We start from the raw sequence: 22420 nt of genomic DNA, 5'->3' as shown, positions 1-22420 counted from the left end.
CCTTAACTTCTTATATAGAAGTGAAAGCTTTTTTCACGGTACCATCCTACTTTGACAAAGTTTATTAAACTACGTCATCTCAACTCCCTATAACGGAGGAATCCGATTTATCTTACTTTAAATTTCAGATAAACTTCTCAGAGATGTCTTTCAATATTACTTTTCTCATGGAGCTTCCACCCTTCCCCACTCGCTTTAGATACTCAGATAACATTTACTCTTCTCTTCACAGAATTATGAATATTTATTACATTATATTACTTATTATAAATTAAATCAATAGCAAAATGGAAGAAAAAACATAATTAAATAAAAATTATGTTTTATGATTTTTCTCCTATTTACAACTCATATTATACAACTAATTATCTAACATTTTACCCTCAATCTCCTGCGTAATCCTTGAAATAAAAGCCTCTAGTGAACAGTTGCCCTCATCACCATTTTTTCTACTTCTGAGGGATATATTCTCTGATTTTTGTTCTTTTTCACCAATAACTATGATGTAGGGCAATCTTTCGATTCTAGCCTCCCTAACTTTATAACCTATTTTTTCTGCCCTGCAATCTAAACTAACTTTAATATTACTTTTCTCTAACTTGTTTTTTACGACCTCTGCATAATTGTTGTACAACTCAGATATAGGTAGTATTTTAACCTGAACAGGAGATAGCCATATTGGAAACTTGCCTTCAAAATGTTCTATTAAAATACCAATAAATCTTTCTATACTACCAAAAATAACTCTGTGTATAACAATAGGTCTATGCTTTTCTCCATCACTGCCGATATATTTTAAGTCAAATCTTTGTGGAAGCTGTAAATCTAGTTGTACAGTTCCACATTGCCATTCCCTTCCTATACTATCTTCTAAATGGAAGTCAATTTTAGGACCATAGAATGCTCCATCTCCCTCATTTATCTTAAAGTCCATGTTCATTTCCTCTAGGGCACCCTGAAGTGAACTTTCTGCTAATTGCCACTCTTCATTACTACCCATAGAATTTTCTGGTCTTGTTGAAAGTTCCACTTTATATTTAAAGCCAAACCTTCCATACACTTCATCTATAAGTTTTACAACACCTTTTATTTCATCTTTTATCTGGCCAGGTAACATGAATATATGAGCGTCATCCTGTGTAAATGCTCTAACTCTCATAAGTCCGTGCAATGCTCCAGATAGCTCATGACGATGCACCTTGCCTAGTTCGCCTGCTCTTATTGGTAAATCTCTATAGGAGTGAGTTTCTGATTTATATACAAGCATTCCCCCTGGGCAGTTCATTGGTTTTATAGCAAATTCTTCTTTATCAATACTTACAGTATACATATTTTTTTTATAGTGAGACCAATGCCCTGATGTTTCCCAAAGTTCTTTGTTTAATATCATTGGAGTTTCTATCTCAACATAACCAGCCTTTTTATGAATCTCTCTCCAGTAATCAATTAAATTATTCTTTAAAACTACACCATTGGGAAGAAAAAATGGGAATCCTGGTCCCTCATCCATTAAAGCAAATAATTTTAGTTCTTTACCAAGTTTTCTATGATCCCTTTTCTTCGCTTCTTCAAGCATATTCAAATATTCATTAAGTTCACTTTTCCTCGCAAATGCCGTTCCATATATTCTTTGAAGCATTTTATTTTTTTCGCTGCCTCTCCAGTAAGCCCCTGCCACTGATAATAGTTTAAAAGCTTTTACTTTTGAAGTTGATAACACATGTGGCCCTGCACAGAGCTCTATAAAATCTCCCTGCTTAAAAAAAACTAATTCTTCTCCTTCTGGCAAATCATTAATAAGTTCTATTTTATAGATTTCTCCCTTATCTTCCATGATTTTCAAAGCTTCTTTTCTAGAAACTACTGATCTTTCTAATCTTAAATCTTCTTTAACTATTTTTCTCATTTCTACTTCTATTTTTTCGAGTATATCCATAGTAAAAGGTTCTACTACATCAAAATCGTAATAAAATCCATTATCTATTGCAGGACCAATAGATAATTTAGCATTTGGATATAATCTCTTTACTGCTTGAGCAAGTATATGAGAGGCGGTGTGTCTAAGTGCCCTTCTTCCTTCTTCTTCATTAGAATTTATTACAGTGCCATCTTTCATTACAATTTTCAACATAAATATTCCTCCTTCAAAAAATAATAAACCCGTCCCAAAGTAAGGGACGAGTTTTATCGCGATTCCACCCAAATTACAAAAGCATAATAAAAAAACACTTCTATCACTCAACACCATTAACGCCGGCTAGCGGAATTACCTACTTAAGTTCAGTAATCAACTCAGAGGTGGTTTTCAATATTGCTTGTTCAAGAAACTTTACAGCCGATGAGTTTCTCTCTCTTAGAACAGCATAATATTTACTTTTCCTCGTCACAGTTTTTAATTTAAAACTATTGTATTCTAAATCTCCTCCATTGTCAATATGTGTTTTAATTAAATAAATATGTATATTTAACCTATAAATTATTAATTTTAAATTATTATCATATTTCAATAACTCTATTAAGAAAATTCATACCTTCTATGACGTGAGAAACAACAATTAATGTTCCATCAAAATCCTTGTCCCTTAAAATACCTAGAATTAAGTCTCCTGTTTCAACATCTACATTTGAAATTGGTTCATCTAGAATTATTACATCCTTATTAGAAAGAATAACTCTTATGAAAGCTATAACCTGTGCTTGTCCACCTGAAATTCCAGAATTGTTTTGAGTTATTTCAGTGTCCAAACCTTTAGGTAATCTATTAATATATTCCTGAAGTCCTAATTTCTTAATAAGTTCTTCCACATCTTTAAGTTTCTTTTTAGTTTGTCCATACAATATATTAGCTAAAACAGTTCCCTTAAATAGAAATATACTCTGAGAAACAATTCCTATTCTTTCCCTTAAACTTTTTGTGTTAATCATAGACAAATCTATATTGTTGCATAATATTCTTCCCTCTACTGGATTATACAAGCCTAGCAGTAATTTTATAATTGTAGATTTACCCGAACCATTTTCCCCTTTAATAAGAACTTTTTCACCTTTAATTATTTCAAAATTTATATCATTAAGCACATTTTTTATATTGTTTTTATATTTAAAAGCCACATTTTCAAGTTTAATACTCTTAATTTCTTCATTTAAGTTTTGGTCTTTGCCACTATTTTCGTCATCCATATCTAAAAGTTCGTAAACCCTCTCAATACTTAGACATACTGGCTTTATCATAGTTCCCATAGTACCTATTCCTTGAATGCTACTAAAAACCTTAGTTATATATAAAGAAAAAGATGTATATAATCCTACTGTAAATTCTCCCTTTAAAATCAAAATTCCTGCAATAAGTAATACCAAAAGAGATCCAAAATTATTAATAAACGTTATATTCCCCATGAATATAATCATAGATTTGCTTTGCTTTAAGCTACTCTTTACAAGCTTAGATAATTTATCATTAAACTTTCTAAGATGATTATTTTTTCCATTAAGTATTTTTATGTCCTCAATTCCATTGATTATTTCAAAACACTCTCCATTTAGCGTTGCATTATATTCTAACATTTCTTTTGTATTCTTCATGAAATTACCCATGGACATCTTAGATGAAAAGAAAAATAATGGTGTCAAAATAAGAATTACTATAGATAGTTTATAATTTATAGCAAACATTGTTACCAAGGCAAGTACAGCATCTGTTAAGCTTAAAACTATACCCACATAAGATGGTGAAAATATACTACCCACAGTGCTACATTCCGCTATTCGACTCTGCACATATCCTTTCTCAGTATTTGCAAGATAACTCATAGGTAGTTCCATAACTTTATCCATTACAGTACATCTAAGCTCATTAACCACTAAATTGTTAATCTTTACAAACATGTAGTTTGAAAAGATTGAAATAAAATAACGCAAAACATAAAATACAGCTATTATACCAATATAATAATAGAGCTGATTATATCCCCTTTTCGCTATTAGCACCTTATCCATAATAATTCCTATTATATATGGAATCGGGGTAGCAATAACTGAACCTAATAACATACCTATAATTCCTGCAATAAAAACCAACTTATGTTTTTTTATAAACGGTGTTAATTTTAATAAACTACTTATTTTGCCCATCATATCTCCTTTAAACATTCATTTTTGATTATATATTGCCCAGTTAAAGTGCTCTTCTAGCTTGTTCAACACATAATATACCATTATTATACAACTAAACAAATATTAGTGACCATGTTTTTTTAGTTTTAATTTCATAACCGCCTAAATTACTTTTAGTCTCGTACAAATATGGGTTACAGATTCATCATGGGTAACTATAACTATAGTTTTCCCCTGTTCATTTAACCATTTTAATAAACCTAGTATCTTATTTTTATTTTCTTCATCAAGGGATCCCGTGGGTTCATCAGCTAAAATAATATCACAAGGCTTTACCATTATTCTTGCAATTGAAACTCTTTGTTGCTCCCCTCCACTTAACTCATATACTTTTCTCTTTTCATAACCTTGTAGCCCAACATCATCTAAAGCTTTAATTACTTTTTCATGCTTCTGCGCAGAACTAATTTTAATATATTTCATAGCTATATTAAGGTTATACTCAACAGTAGCACTATCTATTAAAGCAAAATTCTGAAATAAATACCCTATTTTTTCACGAATCATTTTTGGTGTTTTTTTGTTTGTAGGAGTTAATCCTGAAACCCCATGGATAATTAATTCACCGTCATCAAAATCCTCTATTAATCCAATTATGTTAAGCAACGTACTTTTACCTTTTCCACTGACTCCCCTTATAGCAATAATCTCACCAGCTTTAACACTTAAATTAAATTTATTTAATATCATTTTTTTTCCATAACATTTTGTGACGTTCTTAAGTTCTATAATATTCATATATTATCCCCTCTTTATAACCTTAATGATATTCCTTTTTTCAATTTTTTTAATGCTTATGTCTGAAATCATTATCTCCATAACTAATGCCCCCATAAAAATGCTCCAACTATTATCGGGTTTAACACCATTTTTAGCGATTATAAAAATGGCTATTATAATCCATGAATATAACATTTTCAAATAATAGTCTCTGTACTTATCATAATGTTTATATCCATGAAAAGTTTTAATAGCTAATAATTGTTTGTTTTCTTCAAAGTAATTAAATGTATTTTGCAGTATAATAAAAATAATTATTATTATACACAAAAACATTACAACTGAAATTACAAAAAGTTTTTGTTTTAATTTATAAATTTCAAGTGATATTTCATCATATACAGAATAGACATTAACTAATTTATTATAAATACCTAATTCCTTAGCTTTATTTTTAAATGTCCCTTGAGGATTATCTCTATTATTACTTTTAAATTTAAATGGAGCCCCTTCTCCCCCAGCTACCTTAGCATAATCATGCAAGTCTCCATTACTTTCTGTAATTACCATTAAAAGTGGATCTATTACCATATTTCCATATTTAGAGTTTACATCTATATCATAAGAAAATAACTTTTGATTATCTTTGCTCCATATTATTTTTATATCTTTTCCTAAATGTGAGAAGAAATTTTTTATTTCTTTTTCTGAGTTTATATATCTATGTGGAATAATTATTATGCTGCCTCTTTCTGATTCTAAAATACTTATTTTTTTATTTTTAATATCATAAATTTTATTATTTATTAAGTAATTAGGATTAACAGTTGCAAATGCTTTAACCTGATTAGGTATATCATTATTTTTATTCGTTTTCATACTTTGTTGAGTAAAATCATTAAAATCTGCCAATATGCTGCCTTTAGCATTCAAATAAAGATATAATTTTTTCAATTTCAAATTAAAAGCGTCTGATTGGAGTTCTTCATAGTTTTTTGCTTTAAGACCACCTATAAATGCATAGTCCTTTGTTTTTTCCCATTTTTGAAAAGACGTACTATAAAATGAATGGATTGAATCATATTCATTTAATGCTATTGATGAAACTAATATAAAAATAATTATCAATATAGTCTTTAGAATACTATTAAAAGTCGCAATTGCTTTCATATTTTTTTTATTTTTTATCATATTAGAAATGGTAATTTCAGATATGTATATATATGGGATAGATAAAAACACAAATGAAATTACTAATTGAATGATTAAGCTCATACAAACTTTAAGTATAAAAGAATTTAAATAATTAGAGTATCCCTTTAACATAATAAACATTGAAATATCTATAATTACATTTATTGTTAATTGCAATATCATTAAGTTTGTAATATCTTTAATCCAGATATCTACGGTTGTAAAACCCAGCATTTTCTTTATCCCAAACTCTTTATAACTGTTTAATAATTTATAAAAAATAATTAAAATTAAAATAACATACATTATTATTACTATATAAACTTGCATCCAATTAGCACTTTTATCTTGAATATTTAACAATATAAAAAATGAACTTATTGAAATAATTGAAAAGATTATTGCAAATATTTTTTTCAATGTAATCTCTCCTTAAATAAAAACCAAGCAAATAAATCTACTTGGTTTCAGAATTTGATACTACAATTATATATAGTGTACAATTACAATTCAACATTAAATTCCTTAAATGTCATTATTCAGACATAAACAGAAGACTAAAAAGAAGTTCTCAAAGTGAACGCCCTTTTAGTCCTCTATTAATTATTTTCTGCCATTTAACTTTTCAACAAGCGACTCCATTATCTCCTCGGTAAATCTCCCCCCTGAAAAAGTAACCATAGAACGTAAAACGAAATCCTTAAGCATTGCGCTCATATCCGTTCCAAGATCGTCCCCCGATTCATCTTCTTCCCCAAAAATATCTTTTATTAAACTTGCAGCCATCTTTTCGCCATTTGGATCATTCATTATATCCCCCAGAGTTGAATTTCTGCTGAACTTCTTCTTAATAACCACTGTCGATTTAACATTTACCACTTCTTTAATTTTTATATCCTTTGATGAAGCGCCTACTAATATCTCAAAGTCTCCACTCTCTACATGCCAATCTTTAATTTCTACATTATAGTATGCAAAAGCTCTCTTGCCCAAAATAAAAGTTATAATTTTCTCTTCTCCAGGCTTAAGCTCAACTTTTTCAAAGGCTCTAAGTTCTTTTTCTGGTCTTATTACAGTACTTTCTACATCTTTTATATATAACTGAACTATTTCTTTTCCAGTTACCATCCCGGTATTTTTAATTTTAACCTTTATGTTTAAAGTTTCATTATCAACCATCTCTTTTTTATCTACGGTAATATCCGAATACTCAAAACTAGTATAACTAAGCCCATGCCCAAAAGGAAATAAAGTTGGCAATTCTTTTTTATCATAATACCTATATCCTACAAATAATCCTTCTTTATACTCTACAACGTCTCCCTCACCAGGAAAATTAAGATATGAAGGATTATCACTTAATTTTCGTGGAAATGTTTCAGCAAGTTTACCACAAGGACTAAAGCTTCCAAATAACAAATCTGCTATAGCTCCTCCAGCGGCCTGTCCACCTATGTATCCTTCTAAAACTCCACGAGCATTACTTATCCACGGCATTTCTATAGGTGATCCATTGCTTAATACAACTACAATATTCTTTTGCACCTTTGCAATTTCCTCTATCAAATTGATTTGATTTTCAGGTATTCTCATATGTGTCCTATCATAACCTTCAGATTCATATCTATCCGGTAGCCCTGCAAATATAACTGCGACCTGTGATTTGGATGCTGCTTTCTTTGCCTGGTCAACTAAATTCTCATAAATATCATCATTTATTAAACTAAAACCCTCTGAATAAGAAATGTTGCAATTAATTCCTGCCGATTCTTTTATTTTCTCTAATACATCGTCAAGCTTAGTTGGATTTATGTGAGAGCTTCCTCCACCTTGATATCTTGGGGTTTTAGCAAACGCACCTATAATTGCAATATTTCCTTCTTTTTTAAGTGGTAATATGTTTTCTTCATTTTTTAGTAACACCATACATTCACGGGCAACTTTTCTAGCTAATTTATGATGTTCTTCTTTATCATAAACTGAGTTTTTTTTCTTGTTATCTACGGCTTTAAATATTACTTTTAAAAGTCTTTCAACAGCGCTATCTAAAATATTCTCAGTTAAGCTTTTGTTTTTAACACCTTCGACTATTTTTCTATCCGAAAGTCCATTGCTTGATGGCATCTCAAGTTCGAGCCCTGCAATAAGTCCTGAGACCCTTTCGTTTACAGCTCCCCAATCAGACATTACAAACCCTTCATGACCCCATTCTTTTTTCAGAATCGAAGTTAAAAGAGATTCATTTTCAGAGCAATATTCACCATTCACTTTGTTATATGCACACATTACTGTCCAAGGCTTTGCCTCTTTTACAGCAGTTTCAAAACTAGCCAAATAGATTTCTCTTAATGCTCTTTCATCTAATACTGAATTCACAGATAATCTTCTGTGTTCTTGATTATTTACAGCAAAATGTTTTAGTGATGTACCTACCCCTTGACTTTGAACTCCTTTAATATGATTTTTTGCCATTTCTGATGATAAATAAGGATCTTCTGAAAAATACTCAAAGTTTCTTCCACATAATGGAGAACGTTTTATATTAGCTGCTGGTCCAAGTATAATTGACACATCTTCCGCTTGGCATTCCTCGCCTAATGCAACTCCAACCTTTTCAAGAAGCCTTTTATCCCATGAACAAGCGAGTGTTGCCCCTGATGGAAAACACGTTGCTGGAACACTTTTATTTAATCCAAGATGGTCGGATTCACCGGCTTGTTTTCTAAGTCCATGAGGTCCATCTGTTACCATTATAGATGGAATTCCCAATCTTTCTACCCCTTTTGTGTGCCAAAAATCTAGTCCCGAACACATTCCTGCTTTTTCTTCTAAGGTCATTTGCGAAATTATTTCTTTTATATTTCTATCCATTTTTTCCCTCCAACTTTTTATTTATATATTTTCTTCTACAATAATTAAATTCCAAGGTTCTAGCAACACTTCTTCACCTTTTATTATAGTCTTATTTTTAGTTAATTCAGTTCCTTCATTATGCATATACTTAATTGTTTGTTTTTGGGCAGAATAATTAAAATAATATACAACCTTTTTATTCTCTAAGTTATATCCAGATTTAATTATAATAGGGAAATTGTATTCCTGTTCTTGCCCAAATTGATTAGAATCCTTTAAAACACCTATTAAAACCTCTTTTAACACTGCTTTACTTGTAAAACAACCAATATAAGTTGCAGTTCCTGTGCCATAAGAATTTTTAGTTATTGCAGAATACCCCCCCCAATTTGGATGATCATAATATGCAATTGTTTCTGCTGTAGTAGGTTTTAGTAATTCCATCCAGTGAGATACTTTATTGTCCTCTATTGACACGTTAAAATCATGCCCTTTTAAATAAACATTATTTGGTTTCGTAAACTGATTATAAGTAATTCCAAGACATTTATTTATTATATTAGGTTGATCATTATAACTAACTTTTACATTTTCATTTGTAAATGCACTTTTAAATGTAACAACCATATTCCCACCATTTTCAACATAAGTGTTTAATCTTTCAAGTAAATTATCAGGTACGCAATATAATGCTGGAACCATAATCAACTTATACTTTTCTATATTACAAGAATCGGAATTAATAAAGTCACATCCTACATTCATTTTATATAATTCATCATACATCCAACGTACAACATCATTGTAGTTAAAATCTAATGTCATGCTGAACCATTCAATAGCCGTTAACGCTTCATTGCTTACAAGAATAGCAACATCGTTTTTCTTCTGTAAACTTACAAGTTTATCACCAAATTTATTAAACTCATATCCAATAATTTTAGCTTCATTATAAGTAGGGTTTTCTTTGAAATCATGGCTCAAAAGGCCTTTCCAATAGGTTTCAAAGGAATTATGAATAGAATGCCAATGCCAATACATAACAGAATTTGCACCAGAAGCTATATGGCTAAATGCCTGCAACCTAAGCTGACCATCATAAGGTAACCAGTCTTCAAATCCTTGTGCTTGAGTTTCTAGGACAAGGTAATTATCACTTTTAAGAGATCTTGTCATATCTCCACCAAATGAAATTTCGCTACCTGTTAAAAGATCTTGAGTTGGATGATAAATATCCACGCCTGCTATTGTTAAGCACTTTGCCGCCTCAAAATGATTTACTTTAGGTTGAACTCCAAATGAATATCCTCTCCATTCAAAATCAAAGTTTTGAGTTACAAATTGATTTTCTTTTTTATATTCATTTACAATATCCGCTTGCCAACTTAAAAATTTATTTACAAGAGTCCTCTGGAATTTTTCAAATTCTGCTCCAAGACTTCCATTTATAGTTCCAAGGACATTCGGAAAGTCTTCCCATGAATTAATTCTATTGCTCCAATAAGATAAACCAAATTCATCATTCAAGTCATTTATATTGGGAAACTTATTTCTTAAATATTTAATAAATGAAAGTTGTACATTTACCCCTGATGTATCATAATGCTTAGTTTCGTTATCAAGTTGGAATCCTATAACGCATTTCCTCTTGCTTACTCTTTCCATGATCTTTCGAATAATCCTCTCTGCATAAAATAAGTAAGTAGGATTCGTAATATCCATGTTTTGTCTTGCGCCATAAATGCCTTGTCCTTTCTTTGTGACTGCTAGAACCGATGGACATTCTTTTACAAGCCATGTAGGGATTGCATATGTAGGTGTTCCAATAATAACACTTATTTTCGCTTCCTCCATAACATCGATAACTCTATCTATATGTTTAAAATCAAACACTCCATTTTGTGGTTCAACACTGCTCCATGTTGATTCAGCAATCCGTACAACATTAACAGCTGCCTCCTTCATCATTTTAACATCTTCATTTAGTCTATCACACGGCATATATTCATCATAATAAGCAACTCCAAAAAGTAATTTTTTCATGATTCCACGTCCTTTCTTTTAGTAATATTTAAATAGTTCTTATTATATAGTTGCATTGATTTTTTTAATATAATATACTTTAATTAAACCTTTTCAGCAATGCATTAATTATATCAATTTTATAATAACTAAATCAGTGATTTTATTGACCTAATTAAGGTTGTTTTTTGTTTATTATTTAAAATAACTAATAAATAATGTAATTATTGAAATTTTAGAAGTTGTAGGAGGTTCTATGGAATTTAAACATGAATTAGTTAAATCAAATGAGGATATTAGTGTTATGTTTCTTAACATGACTGACGCTGCTAGAATTATACCTAAACATTGGCATAATCATATGGAGATTATATATATTTTGGATGGTTATCTTAAAGTCGATATAAACAATTCTTCATTTCTAGTTGAAAAAAATGAACTAATAGTAATAAGCCCTAGAGATATTCATTCCACAACTCATAAAGATAGCAATACATCTATACTTTTACAAATTCCTTATGAAATTTTAGAAAATAGTATTTATAATTTTCATAATATTCATTTCGAATGTAATCCTTCTATGGAAGACTCTAAAAAAGTCATCTATCAAAAAGACATAAAATTTTTATTAAAATCTTTCGCAGAGATTTATCAAAATCAACCTCTTGGTTATAAACTTAAAGTTAATAGTTTAATTTTTGACTTACTATTTATTTTAGTTAATCAATTTAGTATTTATTTACCAGAATTAAAAATACAAAAAACAGATCGTTATTTAGAAAGATTATCTTTAATTACGAAATATGTAAAAGAAAATTATAAAGAATGTATAAGTTTAGAAACCATCTCATCTAAGGCTGGATTAAATTCTGAATATTTTTCGAGATTTTTTAAAAAATATATGGGAACAACCTTTTTAAAATATTTAAATAGTGTACGACTCGAGCACTTTTACGTTGACTTAAACAACTCTGATTACAGTATCTCTGAACTTATTGAAAGAAATGGTTTCACAAACTACAAAATATTCATGAAAATATACAAAGATACTTATGGTTGTACTCCAGGTGAAACTCGAAAACTAGCAATAAAATCCACTATAAAAAATTCTACTCATAAATCATAAAAACAAGGCACTTTCAAACCATGTTATGGTGCCTTGCTTGTTTTTTATTAAATATAATTCGTAGCATTTCTGCTTTTTAATTCTTTTAATATACTTGGGTATTCTTTATCTAATTTATACCCAAATAATATTGCTATTGTAACAATTGTTAATATAAGTGGTATATATATATAAGCCGCTTTTACTGCAGTTATTGCTGAAGCTGTTTGAGTTGATGCCCCTCCTGCGTAACCTCCTATTGCGAGTATCCATCCAAATATCGCTGCACTTAATCCATTACCTACCTTTTGTCCAAAACTTGATGCACTATTTATTAAACCCTCTGTTCTTATTCCAGATTTCCACTCGCCATACTCAATAGTATCAGATACCATTGCAAACATTGAAGCCGCCATTCCTGCACCACCAAGACCTCTAATTATATTACCAATAAGCACAAACTTGAAATTATTTCCTCCTATCATGATAATTATGTATGCTACTACAGTTATAACACATCCGCCAATCAAAACATTTCTTTTTCCGTGTTTCTTTACGAATTTCGCCACTATAAACATAGCAATTATTTGTGATATAGTCATCGCCATTGCTAATTGACTAACATATCCTTGATTTCCTAATACTAATTTAGCAAAATAAATAGTAGCTGCACCGTTTATACCCGCAGAAATATATATTAATACTAGTGTCAATGTGATTATTATCCAATATTTGTTTTTAATTAATGCTTTAAATCCAACCCTTATTGGCACATTTTTCTTTGGTTCATTTGAAATAACATCACCTGTTCTTTCTCTTGTTCCTAAAAACGTTATCATAAAAAATACAATCGATATCATACCAAACAAAATAAATGTGTAAGTCCATGCTCTTGCATCATTTCCAAAAAACTTTACAACTGGTAATGTACATGTTGTTATAAACAAGGTTCCTACAGTCGCAAGTAACATCCTAAATATATTTAATACCGAACGTTCATATTGGTCCTGAGTAATAAGTGCATTTAAAGTTGCGTATGGTAAATTTATTGCTGTAAATATTATAGTAAATACTAGATTATAACTTATAAATATATATATAAGTTTAGCTGTTTCTCCAAAACTAGTAGGAACTGAAAATAGTAATGCAGCTCCTATAGCATATGGTATCATCATTCTTAGTATCCATGGCCTTGCCTTTCCATATGGCGATTTTGTTCTATCAATTATAACCCCCATTATCAAATCACTTATCCCATCTAATAAACGTGAAACTAACATTATTGTACCTACAGCCCCTGCACTTACGCCAATAACATCTGTATAGTAAAACAACAAAAACATTGACATTGCAGAGTATATTATATTACTTGCTAAATCACCACACCCAAAAGCCAATCTTTCTTTAACACCTACAACTGGATTCGCATTTATATTAGTGAAATTTTTAAATAACATTTTAATTCCTCCCCCAATTACTACTTTATTCGTTCCAAGTCTAGATTTAATAAAGAATTAGCATCCAAAATTTATTGTATATAATTAAGCTTGCACATAAAATGTGTTTATAGAATGCTTATTTATAACGGTCGAAAAAGTAATTCCCTTATGTTTGAATGTAAATTCACGGTCATTATCCATAGCATTGCCAACGATAACTACAATATCACCATTAGGATTTTCAAATACAAGAGAATTTGAAGTCCAATGACCTTTAGTTACTATTTTTTTTGCACCTTGTTTTACAAAATGTGAAAAATGTTTCATAACATAAAATTCAGGCTCATATACAACTTCTTTAGTTTCTTCGTCTATTGTAATCATCGAATTTTGTTCCCATCCCCAAGTGCTTACTCCGCCTTTGGGTAGTACCATGTTCCAATATGCATAACTTTCAACATTATGTTGAAGATAATGCCAAAATAGTCCAAAAACATATTCCGCATGCTCCCATGTATTTTTTCCATCACCACATTCATTTTCGGTTTGCATAAGTCTTATTTCAGGATAACTTAATTCGACTTGCTCAATTACATGTTTACCACCCCATTGAAATCCTGCTCCACTTATATACTTCCTTGCATCTTTATCAGACAATATGGTATTGATACATTGATCATAAAACTGAGAAAATGGAGCCCCTCCTTCAAGCATAAAATCTACAAATGGGCCATTAATTGTACCAAGCCATATTTCAGTGTCGATGCCCTTCTCTTTAAATATTGGTCCAAGATAATTTTTTATAAAATCTCGCATTTCTTTTCCTGTCCACATACAAGACGGAAATTTTTGATCTGCATGAGGTTCGTTTTGTATGTGAATTTGTTCAATAACTACTCCTTCTTTTTTGTATTCTTCTATATATTTAATAAAATAATTTGCATAACTTTGCAAATTTTCATCTTCAAAAATTAACGTTCCAAAATTATAAGCCTTCTTTGTTTTCATCCATGTTGGTGGACTCCAAGGTGACGCAAAAAATGATATATCAGAATTACGGTTTATTGCCTCTTTAACAAATGGTAACAAATATTCTTTATCTCGTTTTATAGTGAAATCTTTTAACTCACAATCTCCACTAGTTTCATCATAGCTATGCCATTCTAAAGCATAATCACTAGCTCCCATTGGTAAACGTCCAATATTAAAATTACACCCTTTTTGCGAAAATAATGAATCTAAAATTGATTTGCGTTTATCTTCATCTATTTGATTTAATATATCCCAACTGATTTCATTAAAACATGCACCAAAGCCTTTAATTGTTTGCTTTATTTGAGGTGTTGTTTCTAAAGTATCCTCATATTGTATATTGTTTAACTCACCTTCTTGCCAATAAACCTTATCAATGCTATATATGTGTTTAACTTTACTCATCTAATTTCCTCCTTGTATAATATCTTCTACAATTATTATTTTAACAAATAAAACGTTTTCATTTAAGTGCATTTATTGACACAAATATAGTATGTTTTTGACTTTATACTATTTTTTCTTCATTCGTAATATCCTTTGTAAAATGATTATATTTTTCTACTTTCTCTCTACGGTTAATAGATTTACGAAAAAAAATATAATTTACCATTTATTAAGAATATTGATAATAGCTATTAATTAGTATATAATATTTATATACTATTAACTAAAGAAGGGACGTTTTTATATGAGAACAAAAGGAAATAAAATTTCTATAATTGGAGCAGGTTTTGTAGGTTCTACTACAGCTTTCGCTCTAATGACTAGTGGACTTGCATCTGAAATTGTAATTGTAGATATAAATAAGGATAAAGCTGAAGGCGAGGCGATGGATTTATCCCATGGTGCTTCTTTCGTAAAACCTATAGATATAACTTCCGGAGAATATGATGATACAAAAGATTCAGATATAGTAATTATTACAGCAGGAATTAGTTTGAAACCAGGAGAAACAAGACTTAATTGTATAGCGAATAATTTTAAAGTATTCCAAAGTATAATTCCAGAGGTTGTAAAATACAGCCCTGATTCTATATTAGTAATAGTATCAAACCCTGTGGATATATTAACTTATATAGCCTATAAGCTTTCAGGATTTCCAAGTAATAGAGTAATTGGATCAGGTACCGTTCTCGATACTTCCAGACTTAAATATCTTCTTAGTCAGCGTTTTGAAGTTGACGCTAGAAATATTCATACCTATATAATGGGTGAGCATGGCGATTCAGAAATAGCTACTTGGAGTTTAACTAGTATTGCAGGTATGAATATTGATGAGTACTGTACTATTAGTTCTAAAACATGTAATGATGATATGAAGTCTACTATACACAATGATGTAAAAAGAGCAGGATATAAAGTCCTTGAAAAAAAAGGTGCAACTTATTATGCTGTCGCTCTAGCTGTAAAAAGGATAGTTGAGGCAATATTAAGTAATGAAAACTCTATTCTTACAGTGTCCTCTCTACTAAAAGGTGAATATGAAATAGAGGACGTTTATATGGGAGTTCCAACAATTCTAGGTAGAGAAGGAGTAAAGAAAATATTACAAGTTAACCTCAATGAAGATGAAAACAATCAACTTGTCGAATCTGCCAAGGTACTAAAAGCAATTATAAAAGAATCAAAAATATAATTACTATACTCTACTTAGTTCACAATTAAATATTTGTATATATGTAAATGAGGTGTCTCAAAATGATTAAAAGATCATTTTGAGACACCTCATTTTACAGTTTGGATTATTTAACTTGCTTATCTGTTATATTATCTCTTCTTTACATCTATAACTTATATACTGTTACCTTATCAGAAACTGTAAAATCAGCCTCTGTAATGCTCCGAATATCTTCAACAGTTAGGCCTTCAAATATTTCAGTAAGTACAAGCCCAGTAGGCGTCACTTCGAATACTGCTTTTTCAGTAACGATAATATCAACTACTCCCTTGCCTGTAATTGGAAGAAGACATTTTTTTAATATCTTAGATCCACTCTTACTAGAATGCTTTAATGTAGCAATAACTTTGCGAGCTCCATTTACTAAATCCATCGCACCACCCATACCTGGTGCAAATTTCCCTGGAGCAAGTGGCATCGCCCAGTTGGCAATATTGCCTTCTTGGTCTACTTCAAGTGCTCCGAGTACTGTGGCGTCAACATGCCCTCCACGAATAATACAAAATGATGTAGCCAAATCAAAAACTGCAGCTCCGGGTAATAAGCTAATCGGTTGACCACCAGAGTTTGCAACATCCGGATCTTCCTTTCCGAGTTTTGGCGTAGGACCAAACATTAAGCAACCATTTTCTGATTGTAATATTACTTCCACACCTTCCTCTAAATAATTGGCAACTGCTGTAGGCATTCCAAACCCTAAATTCACCACTTGATCATTACTTAGTTCCTTAGCTGCCCTGCGAGCAATTATTTCTCTTGCTTCCATATTTAATTACCTCCTTTGATTTATAAATAATCAATTATTTTAGTTGATTAGAACTAACCCACAAATCGGTATATACTTGTTTATGCTCATCAAATGAATATCCTTGTACAACAGCCTGTACAAATACGCTTGGTGTACCTACGCATTCAGGTTCAATACCACCAACATCAACTATTTCATTCACTTCTGCTACTGTATAATCTGCACCCATTGCCATAATTGGATTTGTATTAATGGCTAAGCCACGATATTGTATATTTCCTAATCTATCTCCTTTATAACCTTTAATAAATGCAAAATCAGCCTTCAGTGGCAATTCAATTAAATACATTTTACCCTCTATTATAAGTTTTTGTTTACCTTCCTCAACTAAAGTACCTACACCTGTGGGTGTAAGTACTCCACCTAATCCAGAACCAGCTGCCCTAATTTTTTCAACAAGACTACCCATTGGAAAGTATTCAATTTCAATATCTCCGTTCTTAAATTGTTCAAGCGCAAGCTGACATGTAGCAGAATGAGCAGTAATTAATTTTTTAACTTGCTTGTTTTTGTAAAGCCTCGCAATATCAAAATCTTGACCAGGATAAGCATTAACTATTGATATTATAGTTAAATCCTTAACACCTTTTTCTACCAATTTGTCAATTGCTTTAAGTGGTGCTCCCACCCCTAGAAAGCCACCAAACATAATTGTCGCTCCATCGTGAACCTTTTCCATCACTTCATCTAAACCCATAACTTTATTCATGAAATTATCCCCTTTCACTAATAGTTTGTTATATAAACTTACACTTTTCTAATGCGTTTTACTTCATCAACCATACTTGGAAATATTACTCTTAAATGTATACTTAAACCGTATAGTTTCATTGTATACCTAAAAGGTGTACATTACAACCTTACTTCAAAATATTATTTTATATCTATTTGTCGCCATTTATCACTACTTCTATTTCTCCTGTTTCTGGATTCATAATGAGACCATGTACTTTTATATTTTCTGGAAATAGAGGATGACTTTTTATCATACTCACACTTTCTTTTATAGAGACTTCAACTGATTCAAATCCATGAAGCCAACTCTCAACATTAATTCCTCCATTGTACAATGTTAACAATGTTTCTTTTTTTATGCCCATCTCCATCATTTTAATAACAAGATCTGTTGTATCTAAATTACTCATTCCACAACCGTGGTGCCCTACTACAAAAACATCTTCCACTCCAAACTCATATACTGCAACCAATATACTTCTCATTACACCACCAAAATGGTGCATAACAGTTGCTCCTGCATCTTTAATTATTTTTGCATCACCATTCTTTATATTCATAGCTTTTGGTAATAATTCTGTTAATCTAGTATCCATACAAGATAATATCACCATTTTCTTTTTCGGTATTTTAGTTGTTACATATTTCTCATATTCTTTATTATTTATAAAATTTTTATTATGCTCCATTATTTTTTCTAATTTACTCATTTAGACCCACATCCTCATAATATTATTTATATATTTTAAGAAACTCAAAAGGAGTTTCTTCTATAGTTGTAAATTATACAAATTAAAATCTTTATTTGAATTTAATTAGATGATTTTAAAAATTTGTTATTATAATAATTGTATAACGTTTTCATATCTTCTATATTAATAATAGTATTTTTATAAAGCAGTTGATATCGGTTATTTAACATTTTTCATTATTCATTTGCACAACAGTTCTTACATCTCAAATTTAGCAAGCAAAATAGCGATAAATTTAGTTTAATATCATAAAGGAAGTCAAAGATTTCATCCACATGATTTTAATTATAGATTGGATTTCCATAAAAATATTTTCTGTAAATAATCATATCATCCTAAAAAATACCTTAAAATCTTATATTAATGAATAAGATTTCACGGTATATAATGTTTATCTTTTCTAACTTTCAAGATCTAATAAGAACTAACACATTTAAGATCATCATTATCTCATGACTATTTTTGAATTTGAGCTTGAACCGCTGTTACTGCAATAACATTAACTATATCATCCACACTGCATCCTCTTGATAAATCATTTATAGGCTTCGCAAATCCTTGACAAACTGGTCCAATAGCTTTTGCTTTAGCAAATCTTTGCACTAATTTATATCCAATATTTCCAGATTGTATATCTGGAAATATTAAAACATTTGCCTTTCCAGCCACAGTACTATTTGGTGCTTTTTGTTTTGCCACGCTAGCAACAATAGCTGCATCTAACTGAAGTTCTCCATCAATTTGTAAATCGGGTCTAGCATTCTTTGCTATTTCAGTAGCCTTCACGACTTTATCAACTTTTTCATGTTTTGCACTTCCCATAGTTGAAAAAGAAAGCATCGCAACTTTAGGTTCAAAACCACATAATAATTTTGCATTATCTGCAGTGCTAATAGCTATAGCTGCTAATTCTTCTGCCGTAGGGTTTATATTAACAGCAGAATCTGCAAATAAAAGCAGTCCGTCTTCTCCATATTCATCATGAGGCAATTCCATTATAAAAAAGCTTGAAATAACCTTAATTCCTGGTGCAGTTTTAACGATTTGCATTCCAGGTCTAAGTAAATCACCTGTATAATGCACTGCTCCTGAAACCATTCCATCAGCTTCTCCCATCTTAAGCATCATAGTACCAAAATACACACAATCCTTCATCGTCTCAGCTGCTTTTTCTATAGTCATTCCCTTATTTTTTCTTAATTCATAAAATTCCTTTGCATAAACCTCAGTTTTTTCAGAATTTCTTGGATCTACAATTTCTATACCGCTAATATTTACTGAAAGTTCAGCGGCTTTATTATGTATTATACTTGCATCACCTATTAATATTACTTCAGCTAATGAATTATTTTTAATAATTTCACTAGCTTTTATAGTTCTTTCTTCCTCGCCTTCTGGAAGTACTATTCTCTTTTTGTCTGCTTGTGCCATTTTGTGCATTTTTTCTATAAATGTCATTATTTTATCTCCTCTGAGTGAATATTTACCATGTTCTTCTTAATTACTTCCATTTCTTTCGCAATACATTCCATTGACTGCCAGAAACCGTATGAATTTTTAGAGATATCAACAATTGTATTAGTTATTAGCGTAATATAATTATTAAAATCTTTCAAAGTAGCATTAATCTGACCAACAGAATTTGAGCTATCATTTGACAGCTTTCTTATTTCATTAGCAACAACAGTAAAGCCCCTTCCATTTTCACCTGCTCTTGCCGCTTCAATCGCCGCATTAAGCCCTAGAAGATTTGTTTGATCAGAAATCCCTTTTATAAAGTACAATATTTTATTAGTACTATTTAGTTTAGATTTTATAGTTTCAGCATTTTCGGATAATGTATTTAATCTAGATGCTTGTTCTTCAGATGCAGTCGCCTGTTGTTGGACATCATCTGCTACTTGCTGTATACTAGACATTATTTCAACGATTGTTTTATTTATTAATTCATTTTTCATATATTGTTTAATTTGAGAAACAATGAATGAACAGGCTATTCTAGCAATAGGTTTCACAATGATAGGTTCCCCACTTATTCCAATAACACCTATTACCTTATTTTCATATACAATTGACATATTATATCCTGGCTTAGCTCCTCGAAGTTTCTGTGCATCCTCTGCTGAGATTGCAATCTCGAATACTTCTCCAGACATTATCCTTTTGGCCCCTTCATGAATTGTTCCAATACGTTCAATAGAAGTTGATGCGATAATTTCTCCACCGTCACCCATGATATTAACATTGCAATCTACTTCGGATGATATAGAAAATGCCAACTCTCTAATAAAATCGATAAGCCTTAACAAAATATTTGTCATACTAACCTCCTTCTCGTATAAATTTTCATTATTGACATGGTTAATAATGTTTCATTCTAAACAACCTGATCTTCTATTTCATAATTATCTTTTAATGTTCTCTCTGTTCTTTCCACAATTTTTTTCATTATAGAAACTGCCTCAATTGGATATTTCCCACTAGCTGTTTCTCCACTAAGCATAACTGCATCTGTCCCATCTAACACTGCATTTGCTACATCAGAAACCTCTGCTCTAGTGGGCCTTGGATTATTACTCATTGATTCTAGCATTTGTGTTGCAGTAATAACTGGTTTGCCTACCTTATTACACTTACGTATAATCATTTTTTGTACAAAAGGTACTTCTTCTAATGGTATTTCTACTCCTAAATCACCCCTTGCAACCATAATTCCATCGGAAGCTTCAATTATTTCATTAATATTATGTACACCTTCATGATTTTCTATCTTAGAGAATACGCTAATATGGCTCCCACCATTTTCATTTAATACCTTTTTAATTTCTAAAACATCTTGCGCATTTCTAACAAAAGAAGCAGCAACAATATCTACCCCCATATGTATACCAAATTTTAAGTCTTCAAAATCCTTTTCTGATATAGCAGGTAACTTAGTAACAACCCCTGGTACATTTACATTCTTATAGTTCCCAATAGTTCCTGTATTCTTTACAACACAATGTATCTTATTTTCATTTATTTCTTTAATTTCTAAACCTACCAGACCATCTGCAATTAGAATTAAATCTCCTATCTTTACATCTTTATATAGATCTGTGTAGCTAACAGAGCAAGTTGTTTCGTCTCCTATTATATCCTCGCCGCATAAAACAGTATAAAATGAACCTTCTACTAAAGTCACACTACCACTAGCAAACTTTCCTGTTCTAACTTCTGGTCCCTTAGTATCTAATAATATCTCTATAGGCTTGTTCAATTCTACTCTAAGTTCTTTTACTAAATTAATTTTACTTCCATTCTCCTCGTAGCTTCCATGAGAAAAATTATGTCTTGAAATATCCATTCCAGAATCAATTAATTTGATCATTACCTCTTTACTATCACTTGCCGGTCCTATTGTACATATAATTTTCGTTTTTCGCATATACATTTCTCCTATCTTTTTATTATAAATTTTAAAAATGTATCTGTATAAATAAATTTATACAGATATTTACCAATTATAATACGTTCATAAGTCTTATTATATTTTCAGCTGTCTTTTCAACGTTTTCCGGTCCATTCACTAGAGCTTCCTCTATAGAAGTTACTCCTTGCATGATACCAAATATTGAATCTATTCCACTTTCATATAATATATCTATGCCTTTACCAACTCTTCCCGCTAATGCAATCACTTGCTTATTGTGCTTACTAGCAACGGCTGCAACACCAAAAGGAGTTTTTCCATATTGAGTTTGGTAATCTATACTTCCTTCTCCAGTCCAAACCATATCTGCATCTTTTACTTTTTCTTCTAGTCCAGTATATTCAATTACCATTTCGATACCTTTTTTCAAAGTACCATTTAAAAATGCCAAAAGTCCAGCCCCAAGTCCTCCTGCTGCTCCAGCACCTGGTACA

At 30.8% G+C, this 22420-nt stretch carries 16 protein-coding genes, 1 pseudogene and 2 other annotated features; of the genes and pseudogenes, 2 read left to right on the top strand and 15 right to left on the bottom strand.

Annotated elements, in window-relative coordinates:
* Positions 1 to 13: 13 nt before the first annotated feature.
* Positions 14 to 239, bottom strand: a binding site (T-box leader).
* Positions 240 to 361: 122 nt separating this feature from the next.
* From thrS to KPL44_RS21365, 6 genes are all read right to left on the bottom strand, one after another.
* A complete protein-coding gene (gene thrS / locus KPL44_RS21390) occupies positions 362 to 2131 on the bottom strand; it encodes a threonine--tRNA ligase (RefSeq protein ID WP_216254580.1) in 1770 nt (589 codons plus the stop codon).
* Between the two features lie 39 nt (positions 2132 to 2170).
* Positions 2171 to 2396: a binding site (T-box leader), on the bottom strand.
* A gap of 100 nt (positions 2397 to 2496) precedes the next feature.
* Positions 2497 to 4131: an ABC transporter ATP-binding protein gene (locus KPL44_RS21385; RefSeq protein ID WP_216254636.1), complete on the bottom strand. Its 1635-nt coding sequence runs from the start codon at positions 4129 to 4131 to the stop codon at positions 2497 to 2499.
* A 144-nt stretch (positions 4132 to 4275) separates the two neighbouring features.
* A complete protein-coding gene (locus tag KPL44_RS21380) occupies positions 4276 to 4911 on the bottom strand; it encodes a putative bacteriocin export ABC transporter (protein ID WP_216254578.1) in 636 nt (211 codons plus the stop codon).
* 3 nt (positions 4912 to 4914) lie between these two features.
* Complete coding sequence (locus tag KPL44_RS21375; protein ID WP_216254576.1) at positions 4915 to 6507, bottom strand: DUF1430 domain-containing protein; 1593 nt, start codon at positions 6505 to 6507, stop codon at positions 4915 to 4917.
* Positions 6508 to 6690: 183 nt separating this feature from the next.
* The gene (locus KPL44_RS21370) at positions 6691 to 8958 is read right to left on the bottom strand and encodes a glycoside hydrolase family 3 C-terminal domain-containing protein (RefSeq protein ID WP_216254574.1); all 2268 of its coding nucleotides are present in this window, start codon (positions 8956 to 8958) and stop codon (positions 6691 to 6693) included.
* A 21-nt stretch (positions 8959 to 8979) separates the two neighbouring features.
* Positions 8980 to 10983, bottom strand: coding sequence for a beta-galactosidase (locus KPL44_RS21365; protein WP_216254572.1), 2004 nt, complete (start codon positions 10981 to 10983; stop codon positions 8980 to 8982).
* Between the two features lie 235 nt (positions 10984 to 11218).
* On the opposite strand from KPL44_RS21365, the gene KPL44_RS21360 reads away from it, so the two are divergent.
* Positions 11219 to 12088 carry an AraC family transcriptional regulator gene (locus tag KPL44_RS21360; RefSeq protein WP_216254570.1) on the top strand — a complete coding sequence of 290 codons (870 nt, stop codon included), beginning with the start codon at positions 11219 to 11221 and terminating at the stop codon, positions 12086 to 12088.
* 47 nt (positions 12089 to 12135) lie between these two features.
* Here KPL44_RS21360 and KPL44_RS21355 read toward each other — a convergent pair whose 3' ends face one another.
* Both KPL44_RS21355 and KPL44_RS21350 read right to left on the bottom strand, forming a co-directional pair.
* Complete coding sequence (locus tag KPL44_RS21355; protein ID WP_216254567.1) at positions 12136 to 13524, bottom strand: MFS transporter; 1389 nt, start codon at positions 13522 to 13524, stop codon at positions 12136 to 12138.
* Positions 13525 to 13608: 84 nt separating this feature from the next.
* Positions 13609 to 14943: a glycoside hydrolase family 30 protein gene (locus tag KPL44_RS21350; protein ID WP_216254565.1), complete on the bottom strand. Its 1335-nt coding sequence runs from the start codon at positions 14941 to 14943 to the stop codon at positions 13609 to 13611.
* A gap of 286 nt (positions 14944 to 15229) precedes the next feature.
* Between KPL44_RS21350 and KPL44_RS21345 the strand changes: the two genes are divergently transcribed.
* The gene (locus KPL44_RS21345) at positions 15230 to 16177 is read left to right on the top strand and encodes an L-lactate dehydrogenase (protein ID WP_216254561.1); all 948 of its coding nucleotides are present in this window, start codon (positions 15230 to 15232) and stop codon (positions 16175 to 16177) included.
* 148 nt (positions 16178 to 16325) lie between these two features.
* On the opposite strand, the gene KPL44_RS21340 is transcribed toward KPL44_RS21345, so the two are convergent.
* The 7 genes and pseudogenes from KPL44_RS21340 to KPL44_RS21310 form a co-directional block, all read right to left on the bottom strand.
* Complete coding sequence (locus KPL44_RS21340) at positions 16326 to 16985, bottom strand: 3-oxoacid CoA-transferase subunit B (protein ID WP_216254559.1); 660 nt, start codon at positions 16983 to 16985, stop codon at positions 16326 to 16328.
* A gap of 34 nt (positions 16986 to 17019) precedes the next feature.
* Positions 17020 to 17736, bottom strand: coding sequence for a CoA transferase subunit A (locus tag KPL44_RS21335; RefSeq protein WP_216123275.1), 717 nt, complete (start codon positions 17734 to 17736; stop codon positions 17020 to 17022).
* Between the two features lie 175 nt (positions 17737 to 17911).
* Entirely contained in the window at positions 17912 to 18472 is a 561-nt protein-coding gene (locus tag KPL44_RS21330; RefSeq protein WP_216254557.1) for a beta-class carbonic anhydrase, read from the bottom strand.
* 498 nt (positions 18473 to 18970) lie between these two features.
* The gene (pta, locus tag KPL44_RS21325; protein WP_216254554.1) at positions 18971 to 19972 is read right to left on the bottom strand and encodes a phosphate acetyltransferase; all 1002 of its coding nucleotides are present in this window, start codon (positions 19970 to 19972) and stop codon (positions 18971 to 18973) included.
* Complete coding sequence (locus tag KPL44_RS25915; RefSeq protein ID WP_216254551.1) at positions 19972 to 20835, bottom strand: sugar diacid recognition domain-containing protein; 864 nt, start codon at positions 20833 to 20835, stop codon at positions 19972 to 19974. The genes pta and KPL44_RS25915 overlap by 1 nt, the downstream gene beginning before the upstream one ends.
* A 77-nt stretch (positions 20836 to 20912) precedes the next feature.
* Positions 20913 to 21941, bottom strand: a pseudogene (pyk, locus tag KPL44_RS21315) (pyruvate kinase); the annotation flags it as partial.
* 76 nt (positions 21942 to 22017) lie between these two features.
* Positions 22018 to 22420: glycerate kinase (locus tag KPL44_RS21310; RefSeq protein ID WP_216254547.1), on the bottom strand; the 403-nt coding region annotated here is incomplete at its 5' end.

It is taken from the genome of Clostridium sp. DSM 17811 (assembly GCF_018861905.1).
In the GTDB taxonomy this organism is placed as follows: Bacteria; Bacillota; Clostridia; order Clostridiales; family Clostridiaceae; genus Clostridium_AD; species Clostridium_AD frigoriphilum.
This window is presented reverse-complemented; position numbering and strand designations above follow the sequence as displayed.